General features: G+C 67.0%; 19 protein-coding genes. 7 read left to right on the top strand and 12 right to left on the bottom strand.

All coding sequences use genetic code 11. The annotated features are described in order from the left end of the window. Positions 1-16 precede the first annotated feature (16 nt). From AC1RQK_RS00705 to AC1RQK_RS00695, 3 genes are read right to left on the bottom strand one after another with little or no spacing between them, the layout of a single operon-like run. Positions 17-967, bottom strand: coding sequence for a 3-carboxyethylcatechol 2,3-dioxygenase (locus AC1RQK_RS00705; RefSeq protein WP_492807134.1), 951 nt, complete (start codon positions 965-967; stop codon positions 17-19). A 1-nt stretch (position 968) separates the two neighbouring features. Further along, complete coding sequence (locus tag AC1RQK_RS00700; protein ID WP_492372063.1) at positions 969-2,834, bottom strand: bifunctional 3-(3-hydroxy-phenyl)propionate/3-hydroxycinnamic acid hydroxylase; 1,866 nt, start codon at positions 2,832-2,834, stop codon at positions 969-971. Positions 2,835-2,867: 33 nt separating this feature from the next. Further along, a complete protein-coding gene (locus AC1RQK_RS00695) occupies positions 2,868-3,803 on the bottom strand; it encodes an alpha/beta fold hydrolase (RefSeq protein WP_492807132.1) in 936 nt (311 codons plus the stop codon). 175 nt (positions 3,804-3,978) lie between these two features. Here AC1RQK_RS00695 and AC1RQK_RS00690 point away from each other — a divergent pair, with 175 nt between their 5' ends. Beyond that, on the top strand, positions 3,979-4,785 hold the full coding sequence (locus AC1RQK_RS00690; RefSeq protein WP_492807477.1) for a DNA-binding transcriptional regulator: 807 nt from the start codon (positions 3,979-3,981) through the stop codon (positions 4,783-4,785). Positions 4,786-4,792: 7 nt separating this feature from the next. On the opposite strand, the gene AC1RQK_RS00685 is transcribed toward AC1RQK_RS00690, so the two are convergent. From AC1RQK_RS00685 to AC1RQK_RS00645, 9 genes are all read right to left on the bottom strand, one after another. Beyond that, a complete protein-coding gene (locus AC1RQK_RS00685) occupies positions 4,793-5,800 on the bottom strand; it encodes a Bug family tripartite tricarboxylate transporter substrate binding protein (RefSeq protein ID WP_492372065.1) in 1,008 nt (335 codons plus the stop codon). Between the two features lie 57 nt (positions 5,801-5,857). Further along, entirely contained in the window at positions 5,858-6,661 is an 804-nt protein-coding gene (gene hpaI / locus AC1RQK_RS00680) for a 4-hydroxy-2-oxoheptanedioate aldolase (protein ID WP_492372066.1), read from the bottom strand. Between the two features lie 21 nt (positions 6,662-6,682). Beyond that, positions 6,683-7,486 (bottom strand): 2-oxo-hept-4-ene-1,7-dioate hydratase, encoded by an 804-nt coding sequence (hpaH, locus tag AC1RQK_RS00675; RefSeq protein WP_416052332.1) that lies wholly within the window; start codon positions 7,484-7,486, stop codon positions 6,683-6,685. A 63-nt stretch (positions 7,487-7,549) separates the two neighbouring features. After that, a complete protein-coding gene (locus tag AC1RQK_RS00670) occupies positions 7,550-7,939 on the bottom strand; it encodes a 5-carboxymethyl-2-hydroxymuconate Delta-isomerase (protein ID WP_492372068.1) in 390 nt (129 codons plus the stop codon). 51 nt (positions 7,940-7,990) lie between these two features. Then, positions 7,991-8,839 carry a 3,4-dihydroxyphenylacetate 2,3-dioxygenase gene (gene hpaD / locus AC1RQK_RS00665; RefSeq protein WP_492807130.1) on the bottom strand — a complete coding sequence of 283 codons (849 nt, stop codon included), beginning with the start codon at positions 8,837-8,839 and terminating at the stop codon, positions 7,991-7,993. Positions 8,840-8,876: 37 nt separating this feature from the next. After that, positions 8,877-10,337 carry a 5-carboxymethyl-2-hydroxymuconate semialdehyde dehydrogenase gene (hpaE, locus tag AC1RQK_RS00660; RefSeq protein WP_492807128.1) on the bottom strand — a complete coding sequence of 487 codons (1,461 nt, stop codon included), beginning with the start codon at positions 10,335-10,337 and terminating at the stop codon, positions 8,877-8,879. Positions 10,338-10,395: 58 nt separating this feature from the next. Beyond that, a complete protein-coding gene (locus AC1RQK_RS00655; protein WP_492807127.1) occupies positions 10,396-11,160 on the bottom strand; it encodes a fumarylacetoacetate hydrolase family protein in 765 nt (254 codons plus the stop codon). Then, positions 11,157-11,822 carry a fumarylacetoacetate hydrolase family protein gene (locus AC1RQK_RS00650; protein ID WP_492807475.1) on the bottom strand — a complete coding sequence of 222 codons (666 nt, stop codon included), beginning with the start codon at positions 11,820-11,822 and terminating at the stop codon, positions 11,157-11,159. Before AC1RQK_RS00650 ends, AC1RQK_RS00655 begins: the two co-directional genes overlap by 4 nt. Before the next feature lie 237 nt (positions 11,823-12,059). Then, positions 12,060-12,305 (bottom strand): hypothetical protein, encoded by a 246-nt coding sequence (locus AC1RQK_RS00645; RefSeq protein WP_492372071.1) that lies wholly within the window; start codon positions 12,303-12,305, stop codon positions 12,060-12,062. A 35-nt stretch (positions 12,306-12,340) separates the two neighbouring features. Between AC1RQK_RS00645 and AC1RQK_RS00640 the strand changes: the two genes are divergently transcribed. The 6 genes from AC1RQK_RS00640 (at position 12,341) to AC1RQK_RS00615 (ending at position 18,573) form a co-directional block, all read left to right on the top strand. Continuing rightward, positions 12,341-13,441, top strand: coding sequence for a substrate-binding domain-containing protein (locus AC1RQK_RS00640; RefSeq protein ID WP_492807126.1), 1,101 nt, complete (start codon positions 12,341-12,343; stop codon positions 13,439-13,441). Positions 13,442-13,512: 71 nt separating this feature from the next. After that, a complete protein-coding gene (locus AC1RQK_RS00635) occupies positions 13,513-14,544 on the top strand; it encodes an ABC transporter substrate-binding protein (RefSeq protein WP_183032245.1) in 1,032 nt (343 codons plus the stop codon). A gap of 391 nt (positions 14,545-14,935) precedes the next feature. After that, a complete protein-coding gene (locus AC1RQK_RS00630; RefSeq protein WP_492807125.1) occupies positions 14,936-15,754 on the top strand; it encodes an ABC transporter permease in 819 nt (272 codons plus the stop codon). Between the two features lie 11 nt (positions 15,755-15,765). Next, a complete protein-coding gene (locus AC1RQK_RS00625; RefSeq protein ID WP_492375212.1) occupies positions 15,766-16,647 on the top strand; it encodes an ABC transporter permease in 882 nt (293 codons plus the stop codon). Then, a complete protein-coding gene (locus tag AC1RQK_RS00620; RefSeq protein ID WP_492375200.1) occupies positions 16,640-17,713 on the top strand; it encodes an ABC transporter ATP-binding protein in 1,074 nt (357 codons plus the stop codon). Before AC1RQK_RS00625 ends, AC1RQK_RS00620 begins: the two co-directional genes overlap by 8 nt. After that, positions 17,710-18,573 carry a phosphodiesterase gene (locus AC1RQK_RS00615; protein ID WP_492807124.1) on the top strand — a complete coding sequence of 288 codons (864 nt, stop codon included), beginning with the start codon at positions 17,710-17,712 and terminating at the stop codon, positions 18,571-18,573. Before AC1RQK_RS00620 ends, AC1RQK_RS00615 begins: the two co-directional genes overlap by 4 nt. Positions 18,574-18,599 lie beyond the last annotated feature (26 nt).

Raw genomic sequence — 18,599 nt, 5'->3', positions numbered from 1 at the left:
GTTGGTCCTGGTTGGGTTATGCGTGCCCGGTGGCGGGCTGTGCCTGCATCACGCCGAAGCCTGCGATCCACTCGTCGATGGGCCGGTAGTACTCGATCGATGCCTGGTAAGGCCCGGCGGCCGCCAGCGCGCCGAAGGCGGCGATCCAGGTGCGGATCTCGTGCGCCGACTTGCCGGCGTCGCGCGTGATGTCGTCATTGCGCATGGCATCCACCGCTGCAAGGTTTGCGCCGGCCAGCCGTTCCAGGAAGGCGCGGTCCCATGCCGGATTGAGCGGATGCAGGGGGCTGTCGCCTTTGGTGAACGCTTGCGCGGCGGCCACGGTACGCGCCTGGCGGGCAGCACGCGACTCGGGCGGCGGATTGCGCCCGGCAATCAGGCGCTCGGCGGCCTGCGCATTGGCCGAGGCGATTTCCGGCACGGGCGGCTCGTGCGAGATGCCGCCCGACCCCACCACCAGCACACGCTTGCCCAGGCCCTGCAGGAAGCGTCCGATCGCGTCGCCAAGCAGCCGCGCACGCCGGCACGTTGCCATGGGCGGCGCCACCGAGTTGATGAAGACAGGGATGACCGGGCAAACGTCCAGCCCGCCCAGCAGGACTTCCAGCGCCTGCGCGCAGCCGTGGTCCACCTGCATGCGGTACGACACGGCCACATCCACGTCGCGGTCCAGCACCGCCTGCGCCATCGCGAGCGCGGTGGCGCGCGGCACATCGAGCGGGCCCGCCAGGCTCTTGAAGTCGCCAATGGCACTGGCCGCCACGCCGATGCAGAACTGCGGCATCACGTCGTAAAAGAAGCCGTTGAAGTGATCCGGCGCAAAGACCACCACCAGCTCCGGCGCAAAGGCTTGCACGCGAGCGCGCGCCGCGGCCTGCACGCGCTCCACTTCGGCCACGATCTCCGGCGCGGGATCGTGGTAGCCATGCAGCGGCGTGTGGGACAGGCATTCGAGATGCATCGGCATGTCAGGCTCCCCGCGCAAAGGCGATGGCGTGGTCGCGCGCCGGCTGCGTGCCTGGCTGCGCGGGCAAAGCGCCCGGCGCAGCGTCAGCCGACGGTGACGCGTCGGACAGCGCGAGCTTTGCGGCCAGCACCTGGATGGCATCGGACACTTGCTGCGGCGAGCACAACCCGGCGATAAAGCGGTCGGGGCGCAGCAGCACCACGGAGCCGGGCAGCTTGCCGAACCAATCCTTGAGACGCCCGGCAGTGTCGCCGATGGCGATCACCCCTTGCGGCACGTCGTCGCGATAGGCAAGCTGCGTATCGGGCTTGGCCATGACGAAGCACGCGCCCAGCTTTTCCCAGACGGTGCGCGCTTGTGGCGTCAGGCCAAAGGTCGGGTCCGCGCCCCAGGCGATGATGGCAAAGCGATTGCCGATCACGTCGTCCAGGCGCACGGTATGACCTTGCTCGGTCCGCACCATTGGCTGGATGAACATGCGCCCAACCGGCGAGCTTCCCGCCGGATCGCGGCCGTGAACGAGCCGGCCAACCAGCGAATCCCGCTTCTCGCTCATCAGGCCCAGCATGCGTCCCAGCGGCGAGTTGCCGGAGCGCTCCAGCAAGCGCGCGAGGAACCGGTCGTCACCCTGGCGCTCGGGCAATAGCACCACGCCCGATTCATAACGCGGCATGGGCTTGAAGCGCATCTCCACGAAGTACCGCTTGACCGAGGGAAACACGTTCAGCACACAGGTCAGGCCATCGCGCAGCGACGCGCCGAAGCGGCTGGCGGGCGCGAAGATATCGCCCGCCACTTCGGACAGGTGGATCATCGAGCGCGCATGAGCGCGCCGCTCCATGCTGTAGGTATCCAGCAGCCGGTCCTGCGCCACGCCCTTGACCACCATCGCCAGCTTCCAGCCCAGGTTGCTCGCGTCGCGGATGCCGCTGTTGTAGCCCTGCCCCTGCCAGACCGGCATGATGTGCGCGGCGTCGCCCGCCAGCAGCACGCGCTTGACGCGGAAGGTCCGCGCCAGGCGCGCGTTATGGGTGTAGACGCGCTTGCGGATGTAGTCGACCTTGTCCGGATCGGCCACTACCTTGCGGATCAGCGCGGCGAGGTTCTCCGGCCGGGACAGCTCCTCTTCCGTCTCGCCGGGCATGACCATGAACTCGAAGCGGCGGATCCCGTGCGGGAGCGCGGCCGACACATAGGGACGCGTCGGGTCGCAGTGCATGTAGATATGTGGCGTGCCGATCGGGTCATTGCGCACGTCCACCACGATCCACTGGTTGGGCTTGGTGCGGCCTTCAAACGGCACGTCCAGCGTACGCCGCACGACGCTGTTGCCGCCATCGCAGCCGGCCAGGTAGGCGGCGCGGATGGCGGTGACACGTCCGTGCGCGTCTTCCGCGCGGATCGTCACGCCGTGTTCGTCCTGCGTGAAGGCCGATAGGCCGTGGCCGAACAGCACCTGTACATGGGGAAAGCGCCGCAGGCCCTCGTACAGGATCCGGTCCGCCAGCGGCTGGATAAAGGCGTTGCGGCGAGACCAGCCAAACTCGTCGGTGCGCGGCTCGATCGACGCAAAGCAGCGGCCGGTGTGCGTGACAAAGCGCATCCAGTGGTGCGGCGTGGTATGCGGCAGTAGTGCATCGGCCAGGCCAACGGACTGGAACACCCGCAGCGCCTCGTCGTCCAGGCCAATGGCGCGGGGGTAGTCGATGATCTGGTCCAGCTTCTCGACCAGCACGACGCGCACACCCTGCAGCCCAAGGATGTTGGCAATCATCAGGCCCACCGGGCCGGCGCCGATGATGGCGACGTCGGTGTCCAGATCCCGCGGACGAGCGTCTGCGCCCGCCATCTCGATGGCGTTGTTCATGTCTCCTCTCCTGCTTGTCCGGTACTTGCCGGCTTAAACCGTGGCCGCTTCCGGCACGGCATTGCCGAGCAGGAAATTCAGGTGAATGCGGTTGAAGGTGTCGGCATCCTCGAACTGCGGCCAGTGGCCGCAACCGTCCATCACCGTGAACAGCGCGCCGGGAATCATGGTGGCGATGCGCCGTCCTTCCGACACATCGGCGGTGGGATCGTCGGAGGTCCACAGCACCAGCGTCGGGGCCTTGATGCGGCCATAGTGCTCGGCGCGAAGGATGTTGCGCTGGCGCGTTTCCATGTCCTGCAGCACCATGTTGCCGCGCTGGGCCTCGACCATGCCCGGTTGCGCGTAGATGGCCTGACGCGTGGCGATCAGGTCGTCGAAGGCCTTTGCCTTGTCGGCCATCAGCCATTCCACGCGCGCCTTGATGAAATCCCAGCCCGGTTCTTCCACGGCGCGCATGGACAGCGTCTTGAGGCGCTCCATCACCACCGGGTCCGCCTGCGAGCCACCCGCGGTGTTGAGCACCAGCCGCTCCACGCGTTCGGGGTGGTCAATCGCCAGGCGCGAGGCCACCCAGCCGCCCAGCGATTCCCCGCTGAACGCAGCGCGCGCGATGCCGAGGGTATCCATCACGCGGATCACGTGGTCGACGTAATCGGAGATCTCGCGCCCGCCCGCCGGCTTGTCGGTCCAGCCGTGGCCGATCATGTCGATGGCCCATACGTCGAAATGCTCGGCATGCGATTGCAGGTTGCGCACGTAGGCCTCGGCGTGGCCGCCGACGCCGTGCAACAGGATCAAAGCGGGCTTGTCGCTGCTGCCGGCATGCAGGTAGCGGGTGCGGATGCCCTTGGCATCGAGCCAGCCCTGGCTGAAGGAGACGCCGCGCAACTCGCCCCAGATGCTCTGGAACGGCAGCTCGGGCTGGCTGGACGGGACGGACTTGAGGGGCGTGGCAGCGGTCGACATCGTGTCTCCTTCGTTCGTGAATGTTTTTGAATGGCTAACTGGTACAGCGGAGTGTAGAGAGCCGATTGCATCCGGACAAAAAAACGAACAGAATGTGCAAGGAGTGCACAACGTTGATTTAAAAGGGTTTTTTATGCCTGGAATGCCTGGAATGCCTGGGGTGCCTGATCGCCGCATCTCGCCTTACGCCAGCGTGCGCGGGCTGACCCGTGGCCTGGACGTGCTCAAGGCGCTGAACCGGATGGAAAGCGGGCGCGGGACCGCGCAGCAGCTGAGCGAGCTGACCGGGCTGCACCGCACCACGGTCAGACGCCTGCTGGAAACGCTGATCGCGGAGGGTTTCGTGCGCCGCAGCGACTCGGACGACAGCTATCGCCTGACGCTGCAGGTCAGGGCCTTGAGCGAAGGCTTCAATGACGATGAGTGGATCTCCACCATCGCCGCGCCGCTGATGGGCGAGCTGCTGCAGCGCGTGCTATGGCCGTCGGACCTGACGACGCCCGACGGCGACGCCATGATCATTCGCGAGACCACGCACCGCTTCAGCCCGCTGTCCTTTCACCGCGCCATGGTCGGGCGGCGCCTGCCGATGCTGTCGACGGCCGCCGGGCGGGCCTATTTCGCGTTTTGTGGCGAAGGGGAACGGGAGGACATCCTCAACCTGCTGCGCTCAGGTGGCGGCGGCGATGAGCAGGCAGCGCTGGCCAACAACGCCGCCTATGTGCGCAAGCTGGTTGCGCACGTGCGCGAGGATGGCTTTGGGTCGAATCGCGGCGACTGGCTGGAGCAGCGCAAGATCGGCGCGGTCGCCGTGCCGATCCGGCACGCGGACCGCGTGCGCGGCAGCCTCAACGTGGTGTATCTCGCGCGCGCCCTGAGCGAGCAGGAGGCGGTCAAGCGCTTCGTGGCACCGCTGCAGGACATAGCCAGCCGCGTGCAGGCAGCCATGGCCTCGCCGGCGCCCGCGCGGCGGACCACTTAGGCTAGGCTCAATCCAGCACGATCTTGTGCGCGCGGATCAAGGCGCCCCATTTGGCGCGCTCATTGTCCACGAACGCGGCAAAGCCCGCCCGGCTATCGCCCATGGGCTCCAGCCCAAGCTCCTGCATTTGCTTGACCACCGCCGGGTCCTTCAGCGCTGCGGCAATGGCCGCGTTGAGCTTGTCGACCGAGGCCGGCGGCGTGCCGGCCGGGACCACTACGCCCTGCCACGCGAATGCCGTGAAGCCAGCCAGCCCGGCCTCGGCAAAGGTTGGCACATCCGGCAGCACCGCCGAGCGCTGCTCCGCGGGCAGCGCGATGGCGCGCAGCCGGCCGGCGCGGATCAACGGCACCGCGGCCGAGAGATCGGCCATCATGAAATCGACCTGCCCGCCCGCCACGTCCTGCAACGCGGGTGGCGTGCCTTTATACGGCGCGTGGACGGCGCTAGCCTGCACGCGGTCGAGCAGCAGCTCGGCGCTCAGGTGGTGGGGGCTGCCGGTGCCGACAGAGGCATAGGTGGCCTTGCCCTGCCCCGCTTTCAGCCACGTGATGAACTCGTGCAAGGTCTTTACCGGCAAGGCTGGGTTGGCGACCAGTATCACGGGCAGCTTCACCAGGGAGGTCACCAGCGTGAAATCCCTGGCGGCGTCATAGGGTAGCTTGCGATACAGCGCCGGGTTAAGTACCAGCGTACCCTGCCCGGCAGTCAGCACCGTAGCGCCGTCGGCACGCGCCTTGGCCACGTCCTGCGCGGCGAGGATGGTGGCGCCGCCCGGCTTGTTGTCGACCACGAAGTTCTGGTGCATGGCCGGCGCGATCTTCTGCGCGACGATGCGCGTGGCGAGGTCACTGCCGCCGCCAGCGGTGTAGGGCACCACCCAGCGTGCGGCGGGGTCGGCGGCGTGAGCGGCGCTGGTCCCGCCCAGCGCTATCGCCAATCCTGTGGCAACGCGCGAAGCATGCTGCGCCATGGCATAGAGGCGCGTGCGCCGGGCGCAGGCGTTTGCTTGCATGATTGGGTCTCCTCCGATTCTTCTGTTGTTTGTTTTTTTGCTTTGTGCAATCCGCAGCTAGTACGTCTTATCCTGGCTGGTCCCCGCACTGCCCTGGCCCTTGAACTGCGCGGCAAGACTCTCTGCCGCCCGGGCCAGCATCGTGGCATCCACGCCAACGGCGGTGAACGTCGTGCCCAGCGCCATGTACTGCCGCGACTGCGCCACGTCCGCGCTGAGGATGCCCGCGCCCTTGCCGGCGCGGCGGATGCGCGCGATGGCGTCGGCGATGGCGCTCTGCACGTCCGGGTGGCCCGGGTTGCCGAGATGGCCCATGTCGGCGGCGAGATCCGCCGGGCCGATGAACACGCCATCCACGCCTTCGGTGGCGGCGATGGCATCGAGGTGCGCAAGCCCGGCGCGCGTCTCCACCTGCACCAGCACGCACATCTCGCCGTTGGCCTGGGCCAGGTAGCCGCCGACACGGTTCCAGCGCGAGGCACGCGCCATTGCGCTGCCCACGCCGCGCACGCCTTGCGGCGGGTAGCGGGTGGCGGCAACCGCGGCGGCCGCCTCGGTCGCGTCCTGCACCATCGGCACGAGCAGGGTCTGCACGCCCAGGTCAAGCAACTGCTTGATCTGCACGGTGTCGTTCCACGACGCACGCACCACCGGCCGCACGGGATAGGCGGCCAGCGCCTGCAGTTGCGCCAGGATGGACGGCACGGTGTTGGGTGCGTGCTCGCCGTCGATCAGCAGCCAGTCGAAGCCGGCGTCGGCCAGTACTTCGGCGGTGTAGGGACTGGCCAGGCCGAGCCACAGACCGATCTGCTGCTCGTTGGCGGCAAGCGCGCGCTTGAAGGTATTGAGGGGGATTTCCATGATGGCGTCCGGGTCAGGCGTTCAGCCGAAGTGGCAGGCCACGGCGCCCAGCGCGCCATAGTCCACGTGGAATGTATCACCCGGGCTGGCCGCCACCGGCCGCGTGAAGGAGCCGCCGAGGATCACCTCGCCCGCTTCCAGGCCCACGCCATGCGGATGCAGCTTGTTGGCCAGCCATGCCACGCCGTTGGCGGGATGGTTGAGCACACCGGCGGCCACGCCGGTTTCCTCGATCACGCCGTTGCGCGACATGATGGCCGAGACCCAGCGCAGGTCCACATCGAACGGCCGCACCGGGCGCCCGCCCATCACCACGCCGGCATTGGCCGCGTTGTCGGCGATGGTGTCGAACACCTTGCGCGGGCGCTTGCTGTCGGGGTCGATCCCATGGCTGCGCGCATCGATGATCTCCAGCGCGGGGATCACGTAGGCGGTAGCGTCATACACGTCGAACAGCGTGCAGTTCGGCCCCTTGAGCGGCTTGTCCAGCACGAAGGCCAGCTCCACCTCCACGCGCGGCACGATAAAGCGCCCCGGCGGGATCGTCGCACCGTCCTGGAAGAACATGTCGTCCAGCAAGGTGCCGTAGTCAGGCTCGTCGATCTGCGAGGAAAGCTGCATGGCGCGCGAGGTCAGGCCGATCTTGTGGCCCTTGATGGTGCGGCCTTCGGACAGCTTGTGGGCCAGCCACTCGCGCTGGATGGCGTAGGCATCTTCAATCGTGATGTCAGGGTGGTCCAGCGAGATTTGCCGGATCTGCCGGCGCGATTGCTCTGCGCCGTGCAGGCGATGGGCGATCTGGTGGATCAGCTCTGGGCTGAGCATGGGGTCTCCGTGGGAAGCGTTGAGCGTTGTGCGCAGGGGCCTGTTGGTCGACGGTGGAACCGGTCAGGCCTTCTTGAAACGGGCGTGCACGTTGTTGTGCTTGTAGCTGCCACCCTCGTTGAACTCGACCAGCTCCATTGACAGCGCCAGGTAGCGCCGCGCATATAGCTCGGCAAAGTGCGCCTTGACAGCCTCGAAGAGCGCATCGCATGCCGCCTTCTTGGCCGCCTCGGGACGCCCGGCGCCGATCTTCAGCGTGATGTGGACGAAGGCGTAGTCCTCCTCGCCGTCGGCCATGCGGTAGTCGGCCAGCGCCAGCGCGCGCGAGCGGATGCCGCCGATGGGAAACACGCCGTCCTGCGCGATCAGCACGTCGTTGATGGTCTTGAGCAGGGTGGGCACGCGCGCGTCGGCGCGGATGTTGTCCGTGTACTCGACGATGATGTGGGGCATTGGCAGGCCTCTCCGATAAAGCGTGAATCGTAATCCGTGATCGGTGATCCCTCAGCACACCGGGAAGATCGCATTGATCTGGCCGGTGCCCGAGCTGGTGAAGTAGTCGGTGATGATCTCCACCGGGCGCTCGTACTTGTCCCAGCCCAGCAGGCCCAGCAGCATGGCGGTGTCATGCATGCCGCCCTCGCCGATGCAGTGCTCGTTGTACTCAGGCAACATGCGGCAGAAGGTGGCCCAGTCGCCCTGCTTCCAGAGTTCCACCACGCGCAGGTCCACCTGCTTGAAGAACTCGCGGCTGATCTGGTGGATGCTCTCCTCGGGGCTGTTGTTGTCGTTGAAGCGGTGCGACAGCGAGCCGCTGGCGAGAAACGCCACATTGGCATCGCTGGCCTCGATGGACGCACGCAGCGCCTCGCCAAAGCGGCGGCTCTCATCGAGCTGGTGCCAGGCGCACCAGGCCGCGATGGAAACCACCTTGAAATGGCGGTCTGCGTTCATGTAACGCATCGGCACCAGCGTGCCGTATTCCAGCTCCAGGCTGGCGATCTCGTGGGCGCGGGTCATGACGCCCTGCTCGCATGCGGTGCTGGCGATCAGCCGGCCCAGTTCGGGATTACCGTCATAGGCGTAGGCCATGTCCTTGATGAAATGCGGCAGCTCGTTGCTGGTGTAGATGCCCTCGAAGTGCGCATTGCAGTTGACGTGGTAGCCGGCGTTGACCAGCCAGTGCACATCGGCCACCACGATGGTGTCGACGCCCAGCTCCCGGCAGCGCCGGCCGATTTCGCGGTGCCCGGCAATCGCCGCCTCACGGCAGCCGTGGTACTTGCCCGGCAGCTCGGACAGGTACATCGACGGCACGTGCGTGACCTTGGCGGCGAGCGATAGCTTGCCCATGGCGGTGTCTCCTGTTTTGTTTTGGTGCGGGCTGTGCTCAAACGCCCCAGCGCGGAATATGATGCCCGCCCATCGAGATGCAAACGTTCTTCACCTCAGCAAACACCTCGAAGCTGAACTCGCCGCCCTCGCGCCCCGTGCCGGATGCCTTGGTGCCGCCAAACGGCTGGCGCAGGTCGCGCACGTTCTGGCTGTTGACGAACACCATGCCGGCCTCGATGCCGCGCGCCAGGCGGTGCACCTTGCCCACGTCCTGGGTCCAGATGTACGAGGCCAGGCCGTAAGCGGTGTCATTGGCCATGGCCAGGCCATCGTCTTCGCCCTTGAACGGGATCAGGCAGGCCACCGGGCCAAAGATCTCTTCCTGCGCCACGCGCATGTGGTTTTCCACATTGGCCAGCACCGTGGGCTGCACGAAATTGCCGTTGCGCAGGTGCGCCGGCAGGCCGGACGGCCGCTCGGCGCCGCCGGCCAGGATGGTGGCACCCTCCTGCTCGCCCAGGCGGATATAGCCCGTGACCTTCTCCCAGTGCTGCTGGGTGATCATGGCGCCCACATGCGTCTGCTCGCTGGTCGGGTCGCCCACGCGCAAGCGCCTGGCGCGTTCGGCGAACTTGCCGACGAAGTCGTCGTAGACCGTGTCCTGCACGAAGATGCGCGAACCCGCGGTGCAGCGCTCGCCGTTGATCGAGAAAATGGTGAACAGCGCGGCGTCCAGCGCGCGCTCCAGGTCCGCGTCGTCGAACACCAGCACCGGCGACTTGCCGCCCAGTTCCATCGAGAATTTCTTCAGGCCCGCGCGCTCGATGATGCGCTTGCCGGTGGCCGTGCCGCCCGTAAACGATACGGCCCGCACGTCCGGATGGCGCACCAGCGCGTCCCCGGCGCTGGCGCCGTAGCCCTGCACCACGTTGAGCACGCCAGCCGGCACCCCGGCTTCCAGCGCCAGCATGCCGAGCTGGTCCGCCGTGAGCGGCGACAGCTCCGACATCTTCAGCACCGCGGTATTGCCCAGCGCCAGGCATGGCGCGACTTTCCAGGTGGCAGTCATGAAGGGCACGTTCCACGGCGAGATCAGCGCGCACACGCCCACCGGCTGGTAGAGCGTGTAGTTGAGCATCTGATCGTCCACGGGATAGGTGCGGCCGTTCATCTGCACGCACACCTCGGCGAAGAAATTGAAGTTCTCGGCGGCGCGCGGGATCAGCTGCTTGCCGGTCTGCGCGATCGGCAAGCCTGTGTCCTGCGTTTCCAGCGCGGCAAGGTGCGGCACGTGCTCGGTGATCAGGTCGGCCAGGCGGCGCATGATGCGGGCGCGCTCCTTGGCCGGGGTATTGGCCCACTTGGGGAACGCCGCCTTGGCCGCCGCCACCGCGGCGTTGACCTCGGCCTCGCCGCCCGCGGCCACCGTGGCGATCTCTTCACCGGTGGCCGGGTTCCAGGTGGTGAACGTGTCCTTGCTGTCGACCTGCTTGCCGTTGATCCAATGCTTGATCATGGTTGTCTCCTGTTGGCATTTGGTGCGCCCGGTGCGCCTGGGTTCGCTTCAGCTCGCTTCAGCGCCCGCTGCCGTATTCGGTAGCCGAGGCAATGGTGTTCACCAGCCGCCCCACCCCTTCGATTTCCGTAACGATTTCATCGCCCGGCTGCGTGTCGGCCAGCCCTTCCGGCGTGCCGGTCAGGATCACATCGCCCGCCTCCAGCGTCATGAAGCTGCTGAGGTATTCGATCAGCCACGGGACGGCGAAGATCATGTCGCGGGTGCTGCCCTGCTGGGTCAGCTTGCCGTTTACGGTAGTGGTGAGCGCGAGGTTCATCGGATCCGGCACGTCGTCGCGGTCCACCAGCCACGGCCCGAGCGGCGTACAGGTGTCGCGGTTCTTCACCCGCAGGTTGGGGCGATAGTAGTTTTCCAGGTAGTCGCGGATGGCGTAGTCGTTGGCGACGGTATAGCCGCGCACGTAGTCATAAGCTTGCGCCGCCTTGACGCCGCGCGCCGTGCTGCCGATCACCACCGCCAGCTCGCACTCGTAATGCATGTACTTCACGCCCTCCGGCCGGATGGTATGCGCCCGGTGGCCAATGAACGCGCCCGGCCCCTTGAGGAAGATGAGTGGTTCTTCCGGCGCCTTGAAGGCCAGTTCGCGCGCGTGGTCGGCATAGTTCAGGCCAAGCGCGAAGGTGGTGCGCGGCACCACGGGCGGCAGCCACGTCACGGCGTGCTCGCTGACCACGCGGCCGTCGTCCAGGCGCAATGCGCCTTCGCCAGCCGGCTGCGCGGTGTGGACCAGGCCATCGAAGGCTACACGTGCGGTTCTCATGCTGCCTCCCCGGGCGCTGCCTTGATGCCGTGCCGCAGGCGCCCTACGTGTTCGATTTCGATCTCCACCATGTCGCCGGCACGCGCCAGCGGCGCGCCTTCGGGCACGCCCGCCAGCAGCACGTCGCCGGCTTCGAGCGACATGAAGGCGGTGACATCGGCCAGCAATTGCGCCACGGGGCGCAGCAGGTTGCCGGTGTGGTTGCGCTGGCGCTCCTCGCCATTGATGCGCACCACCATGCTGAGCGCATCGGCGTTGCCGACCTGCTCGCTGGCCATCACCCACGGGCCAATCGGGCAATAGCCGTCGCGGCACTTGTGGCGCACCGCCGGGCGGTAATAGCTGGCGTGCGGCACGCTGACATCCGACACCACCGTGTACCCTGCGATATAGTCCGCGGCCTGCGCCGGGTCGATGCGGGTTGCGCGCCGGCCGATCACGATGCCGAGCGCGGCGCCGATTTCCAGGGTTTCCTGGCCCGGTGGCAGCGCGACAAGGCTGCCATGGGCGGCCAGGGTATTGGCCGGCTTGATGTAGAGGATCGGGCCAGCAGGCGGCGCCTGGTAAGGGGCCGCATTGACACTGTCGCCAAGGGCCGCGAGCGCGCCCTTGAAGTTCAGCAGCGTGCCGTACACCGTGCCGGTGATGGCGGGCTGCCACATGAATTCATCCTCGCGCAGGGCGCGCCCACCGTCCAGCGGCAGCAAGGTGGCACCGTCCACCGGCACTGCCCGCACTGGCCGGCCGCCGGCGGCGATTCTGGCTTGTCGCATCGTGCTCCTCTCTGGTTGCGCCCGCGCTCGCCGGGCGCTTGCGCTGCCGGGCCGGCGGATCGTCGACGGCGGATCGCCCGTTGGCGCCGCCTGTAATTAACATGTTAATGAAATTGCATGATAGTTTCAACCCCATTGTGATCCGCGGCGCCGCGATCCAGCCGCCCGGCCCTTCGCGTCCTCGTCTGCGCCTGTCATCGTGCTGTCATGCAGCATCCCCAGAATTCGCGCTGTACCGGGTTTCGCCTTGCCGCAGCGCGATTGCGCTAATGCACCGCAGCAGCAAAAAGGCTTGCGACCCGATTTTTTTGCGGCTTGAATGAAAACGTTTTCATTTTTACCGCTGTTGCGCGCCTGGTTCGCCATGCGCACGATGTGATCCCGAAACCAAGACCGGAAGCTCTCGCGTGAAGCGCACCCAGGACCGTTCCAGCAGCACCGCCCCGGACGCCGCCGGCACCGCCACGCTGGTGGACGTTGCGCAAGCAGCTGGTGTATCGCTAGCCACCGCATCGCGCGCGTTCAACAGCCCGGCGCTGGTGCGCGAAGGCACCGCGCAGCGCGTGCTGGAAGCCGCACGGCGGCTGAGCTTTCGCCCCAACCTGCTCGGCAGCAAGCTGCGCGCGCAGCAAAGCCGGATGATTGGCGTGATGCTGCCCACCCTGGAAAACGCCGTGTTCGCCGAATGCTGGCGCGGCATCGAGGACGCCGCGCTGGCCGCCGGCTACTCGCTGATGCTGGTGACCAGCGCCTACGACCCCGCGCGCGAACGCGAGCGCATCGAATACCTGCTGCGCCACCGGGTCGACGGCATGGTGCTCACGGTGGCCGACGCCGCCCGCAGCGCCGTGCTCGACCAGCTCGATGCCGAAGGCGTGCCCTATGTGCTGGCCTACAACCAGGCAGCCGCGCGCGGCCAGCGCCACTCCGTCTCCGTGGACAACCGCGGCAGCGCCCGCGAAGGCGTGCAAGCCCTGATCGCGGCAGGGCACCGCCGCATCCGCGTGGTCTCTGGCGCCTTCATCGCCTCCGACCGCGCGCGCCAGCGCTTCGAGGGCTACCGCGACGCCATGCACGCGCACGGCCTGGAAGCCGCACCACCGCTTTGCCTGCCCACCCACACCGCCAGCAACGCTGACCAGATCGGCGCGCTGGCCGCCGGGCCGGATGCGCCCACCGCCTTTTTTTGCACCAACGACCTGCTGGCGATCGGCGTGATTTCCGACCTGAAGCGGCTCGGCCTGCGCGTGCCGCGCGACATTTCCGTGCTGGGCTACGACGGCATCGCGCTGGGCGCGCTGGTGGAGCCGCCACTGGCATCGGTGGTGCAGCCCAACACCGAAATCGGCGAGCGCGCCGTTGCGCAGTTGCTTCAGCGCTTCGGCCTCGCAGCAACCGGCGTATCCAACGTATCCGGCATACCCAACGTATCCGGCGCCAGGCCCGGGCGCATTACCTTGCTGCCCCACGGCCTGCGCCTGGGCGGCACGGTAGCCGCACCGGCATGACCCTTCACCCACCGCGTTCCCCCAGCCCTAGCCCTAGCCCTAGCCCTCGTATGCAACCCAAGGAGTTCACCATGCAAGCAACCCGTTCCTGGCACAAACCGCTGCGCCGGATCGCCAGCGCGCTCGGCGCCGCCGCCGTCTGCGCATTCAGCCAGGGCGCCGCAGCGCAAACCGCGATCTGCTACAACTGCCCGCCCGAATGGGCAGATTGGGCCTCGCAGATCCGCGCCATCAAGGAAAAGACCGGCGTCACGGTGCCGCATGACAACAAGAACTCCGGCCAGTCGCTCGCGCAGCTGGTCGCCGAAAAAGGCAGCCCGGTAGCGGACGTGGTGTACTACGGCGTGACCTTCGGCATCCAGGCCAAGAAGGACGGCGTCACCGCCCCCTACAAGCCGGCCCACTGGAACGACATCCCCGACGGCCTCAAGGACCCGCAAGGCAACTGGTTCGCCATCCACTCCGGCACGCTCGGCTTCATGGTCAACGTCGACGCGCTGCGCGGCAAGCCCGTGCCGCAGTCCTGGGCCGACCTGCTCAAACCCGAGTACAAGGGCCTGATCGGCTACCTCGACCCGGCCAGCGCCTTTGTCGGCTACGTCGGCGCGGTTGCCGTCAACCAGGCGATGGGCGGCTCGATGGACAACTTCGGCCCGGCCTTCAAGTACTTCCGCGACCTGCAGAAGAACCAGCCCATCGTCCCCAAGCAAACCGCCTATGCCCGCGTGCTCTCCGGCGAGATCCCGATCCTGCTGGACTACGACTTCAACGCTTACCGCGCCCGCTACAAGGACAAGTCCAACGTGGCCTTCGTGATTCCGAAGGAAGGCACGGTGGTGGTGCCGTACGTGATGAGCCTGGTGAACAAGGCACCGCACGATGCACAAGGCAAGAAGGTGCTGGACTTTGTGCTGTCCGATGAAGGGCAAGCCCTGTGGGCCAATGCCTACCTGCGCCCCGTGCGCAGCGCCGCCGTGCCCAAGGAAGTGCAAGCGCGCTTCCTGCCAGCAGCGGATTACGCCCGCGCCAAGCCGGTGGATTTCGGAAAGATGGCAGATGCGCAGAAAGGCTTCAGCGAGCAGTATCTGAAGGAAGTCCGTTAAACGGCGAGCGCAAGTGGATGAGTGCGGCATCGCGCGCTTGACGAGCGCCCGCCCTCTCCCACAAGTGGGAGAGGGGAGCCAAGCAGCGGCAAGATCAACCCATTGTGGTAGCCGTGTTTCCCGCCCGAAAGGGCGGGAAACACCCAAGCGCGATGCGAAGCGAGCCGTCAAGGTTTACCTAGGCCGTATGGGGCGCCCCATCCGGGGCACGCCTTTTTTGCCTACTTTTTTGGCAAGACAAGAAAGTAGGTCGCCGCGCCGCAGGCGTGGTGAAACTGCAGTTGAAGTTGAAGTTAAGCCCTTGAAGTTGAAGTTAAGCAGCCCCCCATTGAACCCAAGCCATCAACGTTGAAGCTGATCCTCACCCACCCCGGGAAAAAGCAAACCCATCATGCCTAAACGAAGCCCCCCACTCCTCCTCTTCGCCCTCCCGGCCCTGATCGTCTTCTTCGCCTTCTTCTGCCTGCCCATGGCAAAGCTGCTGGCGATCAGCGTCACGGGTGAAACAGGCGCGAGCGTCTACTGGACCGTCATCTCAAGCGAGCGCTATCTGCACAGCCTGATGGTCACCGTGCTGCTATCGGCAACGGTCACGCTGGCCACCCTGATCATCGCCGGCATCACCGGCACCTTCCTGGAGCGCAACGCCGTGCCCGGAAAGGCTCTGCTGGTCGCCATGCTGACGTTCCCGCTAGCCTTCCCCGGCGTTGTCATCGGCTTCATGGTCATCATGCTGGGCGGGCGCAACGGCCTGCTCGCCATGGTGGGCGACTGGCTGGTGGGAGACCGCTGGACCTTTGCGTACGGTCTCGCCGGCCTGTTCGTCGGCTACCTGTACTTCTCCATCCCGCGCGTGATCCTGACGGTGATGGCAGCCGTTGCCAAGCTCGACGCATCGCTGGAAGAAGCCGCCCGATCGCTCGGCGCGGGCCGCTGGCGCGTGGTGCGCGACGTGATGTTGCCCGCGCTGATGCCGGCCATGATTTCCAGCGGCGCGATCTGCTTCGCCACCAGCATGGGCGCCTTCGGCACGGCCTTCACGCTGGCCACGCAGCTCGATGTCTTGCCGCTGACCATCTACAACGAGTTCACCAACTACGCCAACTTCGGCATGGCCGCCGCACTGTCCCTGCTGCTCGGCACGGTCACCTGGGCCTTGCTGGCGGTGGCGCGCTGGTTCTCGGGCGACGCTGTCGCCGCTACTGCCTGAGGCTACCCATGATGACGTCTTCCCGCCGCGGCAATGCCTACTGGCTGCAGCTCGCGCTTACCCTTCTGGTATGCCTGTTCATGGTGGTACCGGTGGTGCTGTCCGTGCTGGCCGGCCTCACCAACAACATCTTTGTGGGCGTGTCCAGCGGCCTCACCACGCGCTGGCTGGTAGAGGTGTGGGCGCTCTACCGCAACACCATCTTCCTGTCGCTGGGCATTGCCCTGGCATGCCTGGCTTGCACCCTGGTGCTGGGCGTGCCCGCGGCCTACTACATGGCGCTGCGGCGCGGGCGCGTGACGCGCCTGATCGAGGAGCTGCTGATGCTGCCGGTGGCGGTGCCAGGGCTGGCCACCGCGCTTGGGCTGATCCTGCTCTATGGTGGCTGGCAGGCGTTCCGCACGAGCTGGGTGTTTATCCTCGTGGGCCATGTGCTGTTTACGTTGCCGTTCATGGTGCGCTCGGTGCTGGCCATCATGTCGGCCATCGATATCCGCACGCTGGAGGACGCTGCCGCCAGCCTGGGCGCAAACCGCCTGCAGCGCTTCTTCACCGTGGTGCTGCCGAACTGCCGCCAGGGCATCCTGGCCGGGGCGCTGATGGTGGTAACGCTGTCGGTGGGGGAGTTCAACCTGACCTGGATGCTGCATACGCCCACCACGCAGACGCTGCCCGTGGGGCTGGCCGACAGCTACGCCTCGATGCGGCTGGAGATCGGCTCGGCCTACACCATCGTGTTTTTCTTCATGATCATCCCGCTGCTGGTGCTGATGCAGGGCTTGTCCGCGCTGGGCGCGCGCGCCCGCAAGCACCAGCCGCTTGCCGACGGCGCCGACGCCAGAACGATCCCCGGCACCGATCCGCTCTCCACTTCCGAGGCCCGCCATGCATGAACCGACCACCATCACGCTGCGCCACTGCGGCAAGACCTTCGCCGACGGCACGCTGGCGCTGCAACCGCTCGACCTAGACATCGGCGCAGGCGAGACCGTGGTGCTGCTCGGCCCCTCGGGCTGCGGCAAGACCACCACACTGCGCATCATCGCCGGGCTGGAGTTCCCCGACGCCGGCGGCGTGGTGATGTTTGGCGACAACGATGTGACGCCGCTGCCGATCGAGCAGCGCGGCGTGGGCATGGTGTTCCAGAGCTACGCACTGTTCCCCAACATGACCGTGGCGGAGAACATCGCCTACGGCCTGCGCGTGCGCCGCATCGACGCCGCCGCGCGCCGCCGCCGGGTGGACGAGATGCTGGCCATGATGCATCTGGGGCCTTTTGCCGAGCGGCGCATCGACCAGTTGTCCGGCGGCCAGCGCCAGCGCGTGGCGCTGGCCCGCGCCATTGCCGTGCAGCCGCGCGTGCTGCTGCTCGATGAGCCGCTGACCGCGCTGGACGCCAAGCTGCGCGACGCCTTGCGTGCCGACATCAACCAGTTGCTGCGCAGCCTGCATATCACCGCCGTCTACGTCACCCACGACCAGGCCGAGGCAATGGCGCTGGGCGACCGCATCATCGTGATGGACCGTGGCCGCATCGCGCAGACCGGCACGCCGCAGCAGATCTACCGCGCGCCGGCCAATGCCTTCGTGGCGGATTTCATCGGCACCATGAACCGCCTGCCGGCCGTGCTGGAGGCCAATGCCTGGCGCGTGCCGGGCGGCCTGGTGCCACGCCATGGCACCGCCGCAAGCCTCGCCGCCGCGCCCTCGCCGCGCGCCGAACTGCTGTTCCGCCCCGAAGACGTCGCGCTGGCACAGGCCGAGGATGCCCACCTGGGCGGCTCGGTCGTCACCGCGCTGTTCCTGGGCAACTACACACGCTTGCTGGTCGACGTGGGCGCGCCGGCGCCGCTTGTCGTCGACACCACCCGGCGCGATGGCTGGCTCGCGGGCGACCGCGTGGGCCTGCGCCTCGATACCGGCCACCTGATCACGCTCCCCGAAGCGCTCTGCGCATGAACACCACCAACGACAACCCGGCCGGCACCTACCTGCTGGCCCACATCACCGACCTGCACATCAAGGCCGGCGGCAAGCTGTCCTACCGCATGGTAGACACCGCAGGCGCTCTGCGGCGCTGCATCGCGTCGCTGCTGGCGGCGCCGCAGCAGCCCGACTCCGTCGTCATCACCGGCGACCTGGTGGACTTCGGCACCGAGGAGGAATACCGCTTCCTGCGCGGCATCCTGCAAACGCTGCCGATGCCGGTGCGGCTCTTGCCCGGCAACCATGATCACCGCGCCACGCTGCGCCGCGTGTTTGCCGATCACGATTACCTGTTCGCCAACGGCGACGGTGACGCGCCGGTTCACTACAGTGTGGAGGCCGGGCCACTACGCCTGGTGGCCTTCGACTGCACGGTGCCGGGAAAGCCGGGCGGCCGGGTCGATCCCGCCGCGCTGCCGTGGCTCGAGGCCACGCTCGCGGCCGAACCTGGCAGGCCTACGCTGTTGATGCTCCACCACCCGCCCTTTCATACCGGCATCGGCCACATGGACCAGCAGGGCCTGAAGGATGCAGCGCTGCTGGAGGCGGTGGTGCGCAGGCACCCGACCGTCGAGCGCGTGTTGTGCGGCCACCTGCACCGGCACATCACGCACCGCTTTGGCGGCACCATCGCCATGACGGCGCCGGGTCCCGCGCATCAGGTCACGCTCGATCTCGATCCGCAGGCGGCCTCGCGGTTTCGCATGGAGCCGCCCGGCTACCTGCTGCATCAGTGGGATTCCGCGCATGGGCTGGTCAGCCACGCGGCGGTGATCGGTGACTTTGGCGCAGACCATCCTTTCTTCGATGCCGCGGGCAAGCTGATCGACTGACTGGCCGGTCAGTCAACTAAGAAGGC

The organism is Cupriavidus sp. GW822-FHT02D05 (assembly GCF_058802485.1).
The sequence above is the reverse complement of the archived record's forward strand: the minus strand, read 5'-3'. Positions and strand labels throughout refer to the sequence as shown.